Raw genomic sequence first — 13,818 nt, forward strand, 5'->3', positions numbered from 1 at the left:
CCACGGCACCATCATCGCCGGTGGCCAGGTCGGTGACACTCAGGGTCACGTTCAGAACATCCGATCTCGCCCATATCTTCAGAGAACTACATGGTCACCATGTCTCGGGCGAGTCTGGCAGATAGGGAAAAGGCTTCGACTATCGGTTTGGCGGTCATGCTCGCGAACAGCACATCAAGCAGGGGGTTGCCGGCAAGGCTGTGTTCAACGGTCACGGGTTCGAAGTATGTGGTGATATCTCGCCTCATCTGGGCAATCAGCTCCGAGAAGATTGTGACGTAGCCTCCGATTGCACGATGCAGCTGAACTACCGATGGCTCTTCGTGGTAACCCTTAGGTTCGTGATCCTTCGTGGCATCGGACATCGACTTTGCCCCTCTTGAATTTAGCGTGAGACTAGTTCGCGTGGCTTGAGCCAGCCACCCTATTTGGGGGCGTGACTGGCGACTGTTCTTCCCCCGCTTCCTCATACAGGCCATCCTCTGCGGAGGGAGGGCGTGTCAAGGATGCCGTAGGCACCGCGTAGCGGACACCGGCAGGTGGTCCTTGACTCGTTCTCCTGGAGCGAGACAATCGGGCCGCTGAGGAGGCGGGGGTGCTTACTGCACCACCTGGTCGATACCCACCTATCCGGCGCGGGCGGGAAGGTGCCCGGTACCGGATAGGCGGTCCCGGCGGATCGAGGGGTGCCGGGGGTCTGTGGTCTGGAGTCGACGCCGTTGGCGACTCGCTGTCCGGCCTCGTTGCCGGTGACCGAGAAGGGGGCCGAAGCCCCCAGGCGCTCAGTACTCCAGGGTCCGGCGGCAGTCCCAGTAGGCGTCGAGGCACTCGCGGCACACCACCTCGTTCTCATCGCCGGGGACGTAGAGGGGGAGGGTGTCGGTCGCCGGGTTGGGGCACTTCGGGGTGGTGCACTGGACGGTGGGGGTGGTATGCCTTCGGCAGATCGATCGCCCCAGGGAAGGAACCTGGTGACCGCCACTACCGGATTCGGCTGCGGAACCACGGAATGCCCCCACCCGGCAACCGACACCCGGACGCGACCCGGTGATGAGAACGATGTGGTGTGAGGTGACCAGCTGCGTGACTGCGGCAGATGGGGTCTTGGGAGGCAAGCGAGCGAAGCTCGTGCGGCAGCACCGTATGACAACCGCGGCGAGTGGTGAACGGTTCGATCGATGCCGGAGTGCCGGCCGAATCGATGACCGAGCGAAGGACAGTCGGCGGGAACTAGGCTCCCAACCCCGCCCCGATCTTTCTATCCAGGCCGTTTGGTGAAGTAACCCAATGGGTTCCCAGCGGTGCTGGGTGTCGCCGACGCGCCGACGCTCCCGCGACGTGAGGGACGAGCGGAGCGGGCGCGCGGCGCCAGCGTGGCGGCGGCGCGCAGCGCCGCCTCTTGAACCTATAAAGGCAAATTCGGCAATGAGATGCGACGCGGACCTGAGGTTGACGTCGACGCTAGCGAAGGCGCGCGGGTTCGCAAGGGAACTTCGAGCTCGTGGCCAGCTTGGTCAGCGCGGTATGCGGCTATAGAAAGGCATTCTGTGCCGGGTCTGGACGTGAGGAACGTCCTCCTGATGCGCTTGTCGGGCTTGGTGTCCCATCGCCGTTCACTGAGCGTCATACATCCACCCATCGACTGAGCCGGTTCTGCTCGAGGCAATCGGCAATGAGGAAGGTGGTGCCGAGGGACTGTCGAATTTGCTAGCTCCGCTGAGGGCGGCAAGTATGAGGAAGGTGGGGGAAGAGCAGTCAGAGGTCTATCCCTTGCGATGGTCCACTACTGAGTCCGGCCCGGGCGACATGATCGACTCGTGGCCATTCTCGGCCCGTACCCGGTAGGGAGGTGTGCCGTTGGGGCCAAGCACTTCGACGATCTCGACAACGTGATCCTGCGCACCGACAACCCGGCCATGCGTGACCAGCCGGTCGCCCTTTGATGCCCGCATGAGTAGCCTCCTCGTCACCATTCGCTGACCTTCCGAATTCAACGGTACGGTTCTCAGCTTGTTGTTTCGCCGGTTTCGACGGAGCCGTTCGACATCCATGGACAGACTCCAGCCCAGGCACGGTCTTGAATGCACCGGAGGTCTCGATGTCACCACGGCGTCACAAGTATCGCGAACACCACCGGACAGTGCCGGACCCACCTGGACTGATTCGCCAGCGCACCGGACGCAACGACCACCGGGAGATTTCGAAAACTGCCTGAGTCTGTCTCCGGAGCAAACGCGCACATCGGCAGATCAGTGCGTTCAGTCGGCCTCGGATGGCCACCGCCAATTGATCTTCCGCTGATCGCGCTGGCCGGTCCAGTAAGCGCGATCAGCGGTGCGGTCTCAATGGGCTAGCGCAACACTGGGTTTGATACTCGGAGCCGGTTAGGATCGCTCGGCAACGAAATCTGAAGGTGCAGAGGGGGATGCAAATTGATTCCGGTGAGCTGGTTTCTGACGGCCGTCGGCTTGGTAGTGGTGGCAGGAGTGGTCGGCACCGTGACCCATAGCGGTGCGGTTGGCGCGGTGGCGATGGCGGTGGTCTTTGTGGTGCTGATCGGCAAACGATTCCGTGATGAGCACCGCAAGGCGATGGCCCGCGACGCTGCCCGCCATGGCGAGCACCGGACTCCGCCGCTGACGTCAGAGAGCGCAGGTCCTGGCCAACTTTCGCGCGAGAGTCGGTAGCGGAGGCCAGTACGGAACGCATCTGGCAGTAGCCTGTATCCTGCCGACGGCAAGGACCCAGGGCTCGTTGATCTTCAGATGCGCCGCACTGGCCGGTTCGGTCAGCGCGCCATGCGGCAAATGAGTGCGTTTGCCCGAGGTAAGCACCTATCGATGCGCGCTCAAGGCTTCGGCGAACCATTTGAAGGCAGGCACGCTCGGCTCGTCGGGCGTGTGGCCGTTGATCAGGCTCAGCAGCTGCCAATACCGTTCGATACGTGGTTCGGTCACGGTATCCAGCCAGGCCAAGAGTGAGACCTGTTCAGTCGCAGGCAGGTCCGTTGGAACGATACGGTCCAAGGTCATCCGACCCGGCTCGGACTCGGGTGCGATACCCGAGTCAACAGCGCGGCCAGCGTGTTCGATCACCAAGGGGCGGATGTTGAGTCCGAACTCGATGCGGTTGTCGGGCCCGCTGTTGATGACCCTGCGCCGCAATACCTGTTCGAATTCTTTGTCGGAGACCAGTTCAGCCAACTCCACCCAGGCGTCGACCTGTTCGACCGAAGGTTCGTCGGGCAGCTCCCGCATGAACTCCGCGATGACCAAGGTATCCTCATCTTCGACCCCGGCGAACACTCGATCGACGAACCCGTCGATGATCTGCTGACGTTCACGCGCGGACAGCTGCGCCAACTTGTGTATCAATGTCATCTCCTGCGTGGATGTGCCGCGCTTGGCAACAGTGCTCAACACGGCTCGACTCAACCGCAACGACCGGATTTGCGCGTCCAAGGCACGCACATGCGTTTCCGCGACCTCGGCCAAGGTGGCCTTCTGCTCGAGGACACGGTGCACGGTCGGCAGATCCAGGCCCAGCTGCCGAAGCGTGTGAACCAGTTCGATGCGCTCGACCGCAGCGGCATCGAAGAGCCGGTACCCGCCTGCCGACCGCGCCACCGGAGACACGGCCCCGGTATCAGACCAGAACCGGATCGTCCGCGCCGACAACCCAGTCCGCTGCGCCAACTGGCCGACCGTGAGCAGTTCGGTAGCACGATTGGCGGGCAGTCTCGTCGCCACCCGCCCGGCCGGCATCACGGTCGGCGAACTCGCCGAAGCCCTCGGCATCGGACAGCCCACGGTGTCTCATCACGTCCGCAAACTCGCCGAGGTCGGCTTCGTCAACGTCCACAAGGACCGCACCAGCACCGTCGTCGCGGTCAACCCCGCCTGCTGCACCGGCCTCCCCCACGCCGCCGACGCCGTCATGGGCGTCCTCCCGCCCCAGCCATGCTGCCCCGACAACATTCCCGACGATGTCGCCGTCCGCGCCCTGACCGGCGCCGACTGGGATGCGGTGCGTCGCATTTACGGCGAGGGAATCGCCACGCGCAACGCCACCTTTGCCACCGAGGTCCCCACCCACGAAGCCCTCAACTCCCAATGGCTACCCGACCACCGCTGGGTCGCCGAAATCGACGGCCAGGTAGTCGGCTGGGCCGCCCTCAGCCCGGTCTCCACCCGCGACTGCTACCAGGGCGTCGCCGAAACCTCCGTCTACGTCGCCGACGGCATGCGCGGCCGGGGCGTCGGCAAAGCCCTAGCCCGCACCCAGGTCATCGCCGCCGACGAGGCCGGGCTGTGGACCCTGCAAACCTCGATCTTCCCCGAGAACCGCGCCAGCATCGCCCTGCACCACCGGGCCGGATTCCGCACCATCGGCGTCCGCGAACGCATCGCCCAACTCGACGGCGTCTGGCGTGACACTGTTCTTCTCGAACGCCGCAGCCCCGCCAGCTAACGCAATCGCTTCGATCCACTTGTGGACGGACACCCGAATGTCCACTTCCAGGAGAATGGATTTGCCGAATCGGCGATCTCGCCTGCGCAAGCAGGCAATAGAGATCTTGGCGAGGGTGTCCAGGCAAGGGCTTCGAACTGCGCATCTCGGACAGGCGGTCCACTCGCTGCGACCTACCCAGCTGTAGCTGTATCCAGAATCGCTGCGTCGCAACATGTTGTGTCGCGCGTTGATGTCGGCCACTAGGTGTAGCGTTTCGGTAGCCAATCCCCGAAAGGGAACGAGCCCCGCCCGGGGCTACCGGCCGAGGCTCGTTCAGGTTGCACTTCGTGGTGGTTGTGCCAGCCGAACATACCTCGACGACCTTGGACCCGTATCCGATCGGGCCCGAGCCGCCGGTATAGAATTGGCTGGAAGGAGTCTGCAATGACTCGGAACGAACGTCACATCGTCCGCGGCGAAGACGGTTGGCAGGTGCGCAAGCCCGGCGCGACTCGCGCGAGCGCGACTGCCGCTACCCAGGCCGAGGCCACGAAGATCGCCAAGCGCATCCTGGGCAACAACGGAGGCGGCGAGGCCGTGATCCACCGCCCGGACGGCCGGATTCGCGACTCGGACACCGTCGCCCCCGGCCACGATCCGTTCCCGCCCAAGGGATAGCCCCATAGCGGTGTAGCCGGCAGCCAGCACGGATCCGATGGCTCTACCGAATCACATCTAGAGCCATCGGATCCGGTGCGTTGCGTACCAAAGCGGCCGGTTGTCAACAGTTTCAGGTGAGTCCACCGAGCAACAATCCGTAGGCAGGATCTATCGAGATTTCACGGCCTTGACGATCGCCGAGTGCATCTCCTCGGCGACCTGATGGGTCGAGACGATCTCGATGTCGGTGAACCCGGCCGCCTCCAAGCCCTCTCGGTACTCGGCCATCGTGAGCGCACCGGCGATACACCCGACGAACTCACCGCGAGCACGCCGGTCGGCCGGGGTCAGATGATCCTCGGCCACGACATCGGTCACCCCGAACCTGCCGCCCGGGATGAGGACGCGGAAGGTTTCGGAAAACACCGCGGGTTTGTCGACCGACAGGTTGATCACACAGTTGGAGATCACCACATTCATAGAACTGTCCGGCAATGGGATGGATTCGATTGTGCCCTTCAGGAATTCGACGTTGACAATGCCCGCCTTCTCCTTGTTGGCTTCGGCGAGAGCCAGCATCTCGTCGGTCATGTCCAGCCCGTACACGCGGCCGGTGGGGCCGACGCGCCGCGCGGACAGCAGGACATCGATGCCGCCGCCGGAACCCAGATCCAGCACCGTCTCACCCTCGCGAAGCTCGGCTACCGCAAGAGGGTTGCCGCAACCGAGGCTGGCGGCGACCGCATCGACGGGTACCAGGTCACGGTCGGCGGCCGGGTAATACTCCTGGCCGAATCCCGCCTCATCGAACGGCGCCGCATTGCCGGTGCAGTTGCCTGTCGCGCAACCACAACCATCGCCTCCGACTTGGGTGAATGACTGTTGCAGCCGACGCATATCGTGCCGGACGGCTTCATGAGCCTCGTCGCGTTCTGGATCGCTCACCATCGCTGAGCATCCACTTCTTGGATGCCGAGCCGTATCTCAGCAGCAGCCGGCGCCGGAGGCAACCGCGTCGGACTTGGCGGCGCTGCCACAGCACACGCCTTCCGCCGCGGCCTCTTCAGCGGTCCCGCAGCACGGGGCATCCGCGTCGGAATTCGGAGTCACCGAAGGCTCACCGATCAATTGTGGTGCGGTACCGAAGGTTTCGCTGTCGGCCAGCACGGTATAGACCTCCCAACGCTCGGCATCCGGCGCGGTCACCCACACCTTGTCCTGCGTGGCGAAGCAACATGTGGTCGCGATCTGCTCCTCGGTGAACATCCCCGCTTCCGACAACCGCGCGATCTCCGCATGCACGACGTCGCTGGAGTCCACCTCCACACCAAGATGATTGAGGCTGCCGCCCTGGCCCGGGTTCTCCAGCAGCACCAGCTTCAGTGGCGGCTGCGTGATCGCGAAGTTCGCGTACCCGGGCTTGCGCTTGGCCGGTTCGGTGCCGAACAGCGTCGAGTAGAACGTGATGGCCTGGTCGAGGTCATCGACGTTGAGGGCGAGCTGAATGCGAGACATGAGAGAACCTCCACTTGTGAGACATATGTCGAACTACCGACGATCTCAGAGTGACGACCATTTCGACATATGTCAATGATCTGGTTAGTGTGGAGCCATGCCCAAGAGCCTGCCGTTGGTGGACATGTCCGCGCCCATCTGCTGCGTCCCCGTGGCCGCCGGACCGGTCGACGATGCCGCCGCCCTCGAAGTGGCACTGCGGCTCAAGGCCCTCGCCGACCCCGCCCGCGTCAAACTGATGTCACTGCTACTCAGTAGCCCTGCAGGAGAGCAGAACACCGGCGATCTGGCGGCCACCGTCGGACTTGCCGAATCGACCGTCAGCCACCATCTCGGCCAGCTCAAGAGGGCCGGCCTTGTCGAATCCGAACGACGTGGAATGAACGCCTACTACCGCGCCCGCCGCGACGCACTTTCCGCCCTATGCATCGTCCTGGACCCCAACTGCTGCAATCAATAGCCGGTCCCGTTGACTTCTCGCCCGGGCGGGACGTGACGTGACCCAAGGGCTACATCGTCGCCACTGCCACGGTCGAACAGCCCGAGGAGCCAGCCGAGCTGCCACTCACAGCGAATCCTGTTGCCGCAGTCGGAATCGAGCGCGACTCGCCCTCCGACACCGGTTCCCCCGGATTGGCCCTGATTACGACAACGGAGTGCACTCGCCCCCGTCACGTCGATCTGCATCCGCCCGTTCTGCCCCTTGATCACGACCATGGTCACCTTGATGTCGTCACCAACACGCAGTGCTTCACCGATCTTGCGAACAATCACCGTGGCCATCGAATGTCCTTCTTCCCTCGATGGGTAGCACTGCGAGATCGTTTCCAGTGGGGACCAGCGGAGCAGTGCGCGAAGCCGATTGGCATCGAGCAGCGATCCGCCATCAGCCACACCCGCATCGACCCGAACACTATGCCGCGACCCGTGCGGTTCGAACCGGCCAATGCATGTGTTCGCTGGCGGCATTGAAGATACGCGCGCATAATCCCGTCGTGGGCCAAGCGCTGCGCGAATTGGATCCCCGGGCATCGGCTGCGGCGGCGTTCGGTGCTGCGCTACGCGACCGCAGACTTGAGCGGCAGTTCTCGCTACAAAAGCTCGGAAAGTGCGTCCTGGCTAGCGGAGCACTCATCGGGAAGATCGAGAAAGCCGAACGGCGTCCGCACGCTGACCTGGTACACCGCCTGGACGAGGCGCTTTGCGCTGAAGGCGAATTGGTGCGTCTCGCCGCGAAGTTCGTCGACTTCTATGGGGGCACAGTCATTCCCGTCGTTGAGGGCTTCTCAGCAGAAGTCGTTGAAGAGCGGCTTCGAAGTCTGATTGTCGACGTGCGCACTGCTGACCACACGATGGCAGCTGATCGCCTTCAGGAAGTCGTCGGCCACTCGAAAGCTGCAGCGGCAGTGGCGACGAGAGTTTCGACCGATCAGCGAACGACGTTGTGGAGGGCTATATCCGAGGCGCAGCAACTTGCAGGCTGGATGATGTTCGATCGCGGCCACCACAGAAGCGCGGAAGCAATGTTCGCCGAGGCTCGCCAGTCCGCCGAACGAGCGAAGGCGCTGGATCTCATCGCATATATCGGTGGACCGAACGCGGCATTCATGTCCACCTGGAGCGGGAATCCCGCACGCGGAGCGGAGCTCGCATACGGCGCGCTGTCTTGGGCTTACCGCAGTGGCAATCTGCGTCTGGCCGCCTTCGTCGCCACAATGGCCGCGCGGGCGCACGCCAAAATGGGGGAAACGGATCTCTGCGAACACATGCTTTCCGCTGCCGAGAAGGCACTCGCTCAGCACTGCACCGACAACTCCGACCCATACTGGCTGGCTGTGTTCGATCGCACGGCTCTGTCGGGCCATCGCGGATCATGTCTTCTCGACCTAGGCAATCCCCGCCAGGCAGTGCAGGCGCTGCAGGAGCAGGAAGATGCTGCACCACCGACGTTCGTGCGCAACAACATCATTTGGCAACTCGAACGCGCAGACGCCAACTTGCAGCTGGGTGAGATCGAGGCCGCTGTCGCCGGCATCGATCAGACCCTCGACTACGCAGAACAAGGGCCAGTGACGCCTAGGGTTGTACAGGTATTCCGCGCGGCCGATCTGAAATTGCGGAGCACGGCGTGCGCGGACCCGGCATCGTCGACGACCCGAGATCGACTGCGCGAGTTCATCTCGGCGTGCGCGTGAGGGGATAGGTAGCCCACCGCAGTTCGATGCCGTCCGGTGTTCGTGTGACTATCAGGAGCTCGCCCTGCAGTCGGCCGATGATGGCACGGTACTTTCCGGGCGCTTCCTTCACGAATCGCGTATCGGTGGTAGCTGGGCTGGACACCAAGTGCGCGTGCAAACCGTCACCGCACCACCGGAGGATCGTCTCGTCCGATTCGGTCCACCAACTGCCGAGCACATCATGCAACTCTTCCGGACAAGGCGGTGCAGGCTGCCACGCCGGACGTAACGATGCCGGGCGGGCCTCTATCGCCTCGAAAACAACATCGGAGGTGAGTTCATTGAGAGCAATTCCGCGGGTGACGTTGGTGAGTGCGGCCACGACCGTCTTCGTCGTGCGATCGAGACTGATTGCGGATTGAAACCCTGGCATCGCCCCAGTGTGTCCACTGAGGACACGGTCCCCGTGACGTTCGAGAATCAAACCCAATCCCCAACCCCTCCCCCATGAGGTCGTGTCGACCATGATCTGAAGACGGTGCATCGCCTCGACCACAGTCGGCGTCACGATGTCAGGCTCTCCGCCGCACAGCGCATGTCCCCATCGCAGCAAGTCCTCGGAGGTGGACCACAGCTGACCACCTACTCCGACCGTGGCCTGGTCCATTGCCGGCTCACGGTGCATGCGATCGGCGTATGGATCAAGGCGATACCCCACAGCGGCGTCTTCGGACGGTTTCCATGTGGTGCGAGCCAAATCCAGTGGATTGAGCAGTCTCTGGTCGATGAGTGCTTCGCAAGGTGAGCCGGTCACGCGTTCGATAATCTGGCCGATCACCGCGTAGCCCAGATTCGAGTAGTGCCACCGATGGCCCGGTTCGGCGACCAACTCGACATGGTCAAACGCGTCGTACAGCTCCGATGCCGATGGGCCCTGCATCGTCGTCCACATGTCACCTGGAACTTCCCGTTGCAGGCCGCTGCTGTGGGACAGCAAAGTAGACAGTGGGAGATGTCCGAATCGAGTCCCGGGCAGATACCGGTCCACCCGTGAGTCCAGAGCGAGTTCACCACCCTGGCACAACGACAACGTCAGAGCCGCAGTGAAGGTCTTCGTGATCGACCCAATGCGATACGGAGTGGCGCTATCGGCCCAGACCTGATTGTCGACGTCGGCGTACCCGACCGATGCTTCCGCAAGCTGAACAGCGTCGACGCCCACCGCAACAGCGAGGCTGGGCAGTCGATTATCGCGCTGGTCACGCGCTACGCGTTCGGCCAGTTCGGACTGGAAATCGGTGTCCATAACCCCTCTCTCCGTCATTACAGAGCATCTCACATGGCAATCCTGCACTGATGCGGACAAAAGATCTGTCCGCATCGACAACCTTCCGTCGACCGACCCCTTACGCGACGCTTTGAACACAGCGATATGCAGCTTTAAGCGACCTCCAAACCACGAAATACCTTGGCTAGCAGTGGTTATCGAAACAGCAACCGCGGCGGGTCGCGCCTGGATCCAACCTTCCACGAGAGGTCGGCGAGTGCGAGTGAGATGGCGGCAAATGACGAAGATAACGGCGAACATCAGACCAGCTGAAACGACGACCTCAGCGCCGCCACGACGTGAGCGACGAGCGCCCTGGCATCCGCCGGGCAGTCGACCGCCGGACTCTTGGCAGCCCACCGCCTGGCGCAACAGACGTGGACATGCAGCTACGCCGACCAAAATCGAAACGCACCCGCAGCACGACCCCATAGACGGGGCGACCAAAGCGAGCTGGCAGACAAGAGGTCCGGTAACGGACCGAAAAGGACCCGAAACGGTCCACCAACGGACCCGGGCGCTACGCGCGAGCGACTCAAAGCATTCGGTGCCAGGAACCGCGATCACCTCATCGACGCGATGGTGCATCGCCGCCAGACTGAACTACCTCGCCGGCGATGTGCCCCGGCACCGAGTCCTGCTGCCGATTAGCACGCCTGGGGAGGTCATCGTGCCGCCGAAAGATCTATCATCTCAACCGATCTCGAATGATCGTCACATTCGGTGTTGTGATGACGACATCAATCAAATTACCGATATCAGCGCGATCCGCATTCTGAATCGCGATTCCCATGACGCTTCCTGCACCTTCTGGGTGGCGGCACACGCGTTTCTATCCGCCGGGCTAGACGACTGAGGTTGCCACGATGTCCGAGAATCGCCTCCGCACCCGACGAGAGCTCACGGTTCGCGAGGGAGACATGTCCACCGATTTGACTGAAACCGTTGCAGCCCAACGTGATCGATACTGCGAGGAAAACGGCTTTACCGGTGCTCACATCGACAGGTACAACCAGATCATCCTACGCGCCGGGCTCGTCGATGCCATTCAGATGCCAGCTGTCCTGGGAGACCGCGTGCGGGTCGAGCTGAGCCGTCAACTACTGACTACGCCGATCATCGAAAACCGCCTCACCGGCGCTCTGACGGTTCTCACTCAAGCGGCATCCGCCGAAGACACCCGCAGCATCTTCCTGTTCTCGAAGCTGTATCGCGTACAGGCGATCCGGACGCCGAAAGGCGCATTGATCATGCTGCCCGGCCCCGCTGACAAGATGCGCGTCTGGCTCGACAGTCCAGTGAGCACGCTCCGCCCACCCTTCGAGAAGGCCGTAGCGATCACACTAGATTCTGCGAACTCCCTTCCCCGCGTAGTGAACTGAGCATGAGCGATGGCGCACCTCCTCCGCTCCTGCCCGATTGGCATGAGCTGTTCGCCGCAATCTGCGGCCACCTCGGAGATACTCAGGACGCGCACCCGATCACACAACGCGCACGGGCACTGGCGGAGCTGCACCTGGCCCACCGCGATGACCCCACGGGGCCACCCGATTTCGATCTCCGGAGACTGCAACTGATCGCGCAGATCGACTTGTGGACGCTGCATCATGCCCCATTCGCCGACACGTGCGCCGATTCGCCCGGGAGGGCCGTCGATGAGATGGTGCAGGCGCATTTGGATGCCGTGACCGCGTTGTTTGCCGAACGACGTGAGGATCTCGTTCATCGCGCTTGGCATACGGCCAGCCAGCATGCCATCGCATGGTCGGATCTGGTGGACGAGGTGGTCTATGGCCAACCCCGCCTACCGAATCCGGAGTCCTCCTGCGGGACAACGCCCGCGACACATGTGCAGGCGTTCTTTCCTGTTGATGCCGACAGGTTCACGGTCACATCCGGTCAGCCGGTGGATCAACCAGACGACTCGTAGCGCCAGTTGCGGAATGCTCATAGAGACCGACCACGACGTGGACACGGAGGGACAATTTCGCCGGTGTTGTCGCAGCTCGGAGTGCCGCCGCCGAACATCACCGCTACGCGGCTTGAGATCCGACGCCGAATCGTTACCACATCCGGCAAATCCTGGTCAGTAGGCCCAGTTCGTGCCGGTTCCCCTGTACTGCTCGACGGAGATAGGCTCCACACCAGGCTTCATGTGGTCGAGATACAGCTTTCCGTGCAAGTGGTCGACTTCATGTGCGACCAGGCGTGCAATTCCGCGGTCGAACACGGTGATCCGGGTGTTGCCGTCGATGTCGGTGTGTTCAACGTGGATCGTCAACGGACGCGGTACCCGTCCGCGTAAGTCGAAGAAGCTCAAGCATCCTTCGTATTGGTCGTCTTCGCCGCCGCCGGTTTCGACGATGCGCGGATTGAACAGGGTGATGGTGTCCCCGTTGGGGGTACGGATGATCGCTGCGGCTCTGCTGATGCCGATCTGCGGTGCGGCGATGCCCATCCCCTTACCGAACACATGAGCTTGGGCAACACGTTGGGCGGCCGAAGTCAGTTCAGCGATAACGCGGCGTGCATCTTCGGCTTCGGCGGGCAGATCGAATGGACGCGCGATCTCACGCAGGATTTCGTCACCTTCTTGCGCGATGCCCAGGCCGGCCATGACCTTGCTCGGCGGAGTTCGTTCATCGTCGCCGCGGCCGCGGAAATCCCATTCGAGTCGGTAGCGCGCATGCAGCGGCGGGTGCTCGGTGGACCAGGAGTAGATGTTTCGTCCCTGGTCGGCCTGATGAGTGATAGGCGTGCGGAACGGCTGCCCTTCGGCGGTCATCGATGTCTGGAGCCCCCATACCGAGGGTTCGAGCGAAGCTGGGAAATCCAACCGGACCGACAGACGATTGGTAGGCAGGCGGACGGCGCGCTGAAACCAGTTGCCCCAGTGAGCCGCCGAGACGGTGTATTCGTAGTCGATCCAGCATGCTTGGCCGGGGTAGAGCGGGAAGTGACGCCCGCCATCGGGTTCACTGAACTCGAGCCAGACTTCTTTGAACGCATCGCGGTCATGGTGGGCTGTCCACGCCATAGGCTCGGTGCGGGTTTCGCCGTACCAGGCGTGCAAGTCGATCTCTTCCCAGGTCAGCGGGTGTTCCTGGTAGAGCTGGTTGGATCGTTCCGGGTCGCCGGGGTAGCGGTCCACGGAGATCCTGATCAGGTATCGGGTGATGGGTTCAGCACCGCCGTTGATCAAACGCCGCCGCTGGCGGAGCCGATAGGTGTGTCCGTCGAAGGACAAGCTCGCATCGTCGTGGTCGACCACGAGTGACCCCGCAGGGTCACTCAATTCGGCAGCAACGGGAGCACGTGCGGCGCTGGGCCGTGCCGCGTTGAATTCGGCGAACGCGGCCCGCAGTGCACCACCGGCCTGCAGGGTCGATTCGGCGCATGCGGCGAATCCCGGGGAGGGCTTCTCCGTGCCGGATTCGATCTTGGAAACGTAGGGGCGGCTGTAGCCCAGCTTGATGGCCAACGCGCGGCGCGACAAGCCACGGACATCCCGCCAACGGCGCAACTCTAGCGCGAAGACGTTGACCGGTGTTCCCACAGGTTCGTTAACGGGCGAGGCGTCAGCCGGGGTCACTGTCGTGCGCTCCTGTCCACGGGGGTGTGCGTGTGCGTGAGTACTCCGTGAGTATGCGCCCACTCTGTCGAAACACCTTGCACCCATGGGGAAAT

The 13,818-nt window shown here is 62.8% G+C and carries 17 protein-coding genes; 8 read left to right on the forward strand and 9 right to left on the reverse strand.

Features of this window, described 5'->3' with window-relative positions; translation table 11 throughout:
- Positions 1-86: 86 nt before the first annotated feature.
- From GFY24_RS36905 to GFY24_RS36910, 3 genes are all read right to left on the reverse strand, one after another.
- Entirely contained in the window at positions 87-365 is a 279-nt protein-coding gene (locus tag GFY24_RS36905) for a hypothetical protein (RefSeq protein WP_153809757.1), read from the reverse strand.
- A gap of 417 nt (positions 366-782) precedes the next feature.
- Positions 783-1,115 carry a hypothetical protein gene (locus GFY24_RS41405; protein ID WP_194853160.1) on the reverse strand — a complete coding sequence of 111 codons (333 nt, stop codon included), beginning with the start codon at positions 1,113-1,115 and terminating at the stop codon, positions 783-785.
- 648 nt (positions 1,116-1,763) lie between these two features.
- On the reverse strand, positions 1,764-2,051 hold the full coding sequence (locus GFY24_RS36910; RefSeq protein WP_309231786.1) for a DUF1918 domain-containing protein: 288 nt from the start codon (positions 2,049-2,051) through the stop codon (positions 1,764-1,766).
- A 390-nt stretch (positions 2,052-2,441) separates the two neighbouring features.
- On the opposite strand from GFY24_RS36910, the gene GFY24_RS36915 reads away from it, so the two are divergent.
- Positions 2,442-2,687 (forward strand): hypothetical protein, encoded by a 246-nt coding sequence (locus tag GFY24_RS36915; protein WP_153809759.1) that lies wholly within the window; start codon positions 2,442-2,444, stop codon positions 2,685-2,687.
- 147 nt (positions 2,688-2,834) lie between these two features.
- Here the strand turns inward: GFY24_RS36915 and GFY24_RS36920 are convergent, their stop codons facing one another.
- Positions 2,835-3,695 (reverse strand): MerR family transcriptional regulator, encoded by an 861-nt coding sequence (locus GFY24_RS36920; protein WP_255458844.1) that lies wholly within the window; start codon positions 3,693-3,695, stop codon positions 2,835-2,837.
- A 10-nt stretch (positions 3,696-3,705) separates the two neighbouring features.
- Between GFY24_RS36920 and GFY24_RS36925 the strand changes: the two genes are divergently transcribed.
- Both GFY24_RS36925 and GFY24_RS36930 read left to right on the forward strand, forming a co-directional pair.
- Positions 3,706-4,470: a GNAT family N-acetyltransferase gene (locus tag GFY24_RS36925; protein ID WP_309231787.1), complete on the forward strand. Its 765-nt coding sequence runs from the start codon at positions 3,706-3,708 to the stop codon at positions 4,468-4,470.
- A gap of 426 nt (positions 4,471-4,896) precedes the next feature.
- Positions 4,897-5,130 (forward strand): DUF2188 domain-containing protein, encoded by a 234-nt coding sequence (locus tag GFY24_RS36930; protein WP_153809762.1) that lies wholly within the window; start codon positions 4,897-4,899, stop codon positions 5,128-5,130.
- A gap of 150 nt (positions 5,131-5,280) precedes the next feature.
- Here GFY24_RS36930 and arsM read toward each other — a convergent pair whose 3' ends face one another.
- Both arsM and GFY24_RS36940 read right to left on the reverse strand, forming a co-directional pair.
- A complete protein-coding gene (gene arsM / locus GFY24_RS36935) occupies positions 5,281-6,060 on the reverse strand; it encodes an arsenite methyltransferase (protein WP_153809763.1) in 780 nt (259 codons plus the stop codon).
- Positions 6,061-6,096: 36 nt separating this feature from the next.
- Positions 6,097-6,627, reverse strand: coding sequence for an ArsI/CadI family heavy metal resistance metalloenzyme (locus GFY24_RS36940; RefSeq protein ID WP_153809764.1), 531 nt, complete (start codon positions 6,625-6,627; stop codon positions 6,097-6,099).
- A 97-nt stretch (positions 6,628-6,724) separates the two neighbouring features.
- Between GFY24_RS36940 and GFY24_RS36945 the strand changes: the two genes are divergently transcribed.
- On the forward strand, positions 6,725-7,087 hold the full coding sequence (locus GFY24_RS36945; RefSeq protein WP_153809765.1) for an Rv2640c family ArsR-like transcriptional regulator: 363 nt from the start codon (positions 6,725-6,727) through the stop codon (positions 7,085-7,087).
- On the opposite strand, the gene GFY24_RS41410 is transcribed toward GFY24_RS36945, so the two are convergent.
- Positions 7,081-7,410, reverse strand: a complete 330-nt coding sequence (locus tag GFY24_RS41410; RefSeq protein WP_194853161.1) for a carbon storage regulator — start codon at positions 7,408-7,410, stop codon at positions 7,081-7,083. The genes GFY24_RS36945 and GFY24_RS41410 overlap by 7 nt on opposite strands.
- A gap of 212 nt (positions 7,411-7,622) precedes the next feature.
- Here GFY24_RS41410 and GFY24_RS36955 point away from each other — a divergent pair, with 212 nt between their 5' ends.
- Positions 7,623-8,822 (forward strand): helix-turn-helix transcriptional regulator, encoded by a 1,200-nt coding sequence (locus tag GFY24_RS36955; protein ID WP_153809767.1) that lies wholly within the window; start codon positions 7,623-7,625, stop codon positions 8,820-8,822.
- On the opposite strand, the gene GFY24_RS36960 is transcribed toward GFY24_RS36955, so the two are convergent.
- The gene (locus tag GFY24_RS36960) at positions 8,803-10,110 is read right to left on the reverse strand and encodes a serine hydrolase (protein ID WP_194853162.1); all 1,308 of its coding nucleotides are present in this window, start codon (positions 10,108-10,110) and stop codon (positions 8,803-8,805) included. The two genes, GFY24_RS36955 and GFY24_RS36960, sit on opposite strands and share 20 nt — an antisense overlap.
- A 568-nt stretch (positions 10,111-10,678) precedes the next feature.
- On the opposite strand from GFY24_RS36960, the gene GFY24_RS42640 reads away from it, so the two are divergent.
- From GFY24_RS42640 to GFY24_RS36970, 3 genes are all read left to right on the forward strand, one after another.
- A complete protein-coding gene (locus tag GFY24_RS42640; protein WP_228567021.1) occupies positions 10,679-10,987 on the forward strand; it encodes a hypothetical protein in 309 nt (102 codons plus the stop codon).
- Between the two features lie 64 nt (positions 10,988-11,051).
- Positions 11,052-11,513: a hypothetical protein gene (locus tag GFY24_RS36965; protein ID WP_153809769.1), complete on the forward strand. Its 462-nt coding sequence runs from the start codon at positions 11,052-11,054 to the stop codon at positions 11,511-11,513.
- Positions 11,514-11,515: 2 nt separating this feature from the next.
- Positions 11,516-12,061, forward strand: coding sequence for a hypothetical protein (locus tag GFY24_RS36970; RefSeq protein WP_153809770.1), 546 nt, complete (start codon positions 11,516-11,518; stop codon positions 12,059-12,061).
- A gap of 156 nt (positions 12,062-12,217) precedes the next feature.
- On the opposite strand, the gene GFY24_RS36975 is transcribed toward GFY24_RS36970, so the two are convergent.
- A complete protein-coding gene (locus GFY24_RS36975; protein ID WP_309231788.1) occupies positions 12,218-13,723 on the reverse strand; it encodes a peptide deformylase in 1,506 nt (501 codons plus the stop codon).
- Positions 13,724-13,818: the final 95 nt, after the last annotated feature.

It is taken from the genome of Nocardia sp. SYP-A9097, assembly GCF_009649815.1.
Classification (GTDB): domain Bacteria; phylum Actinomycetota; class Actinomycetes; order Mycobacteriales; family Mycobacteriaceae; genus Nocardia.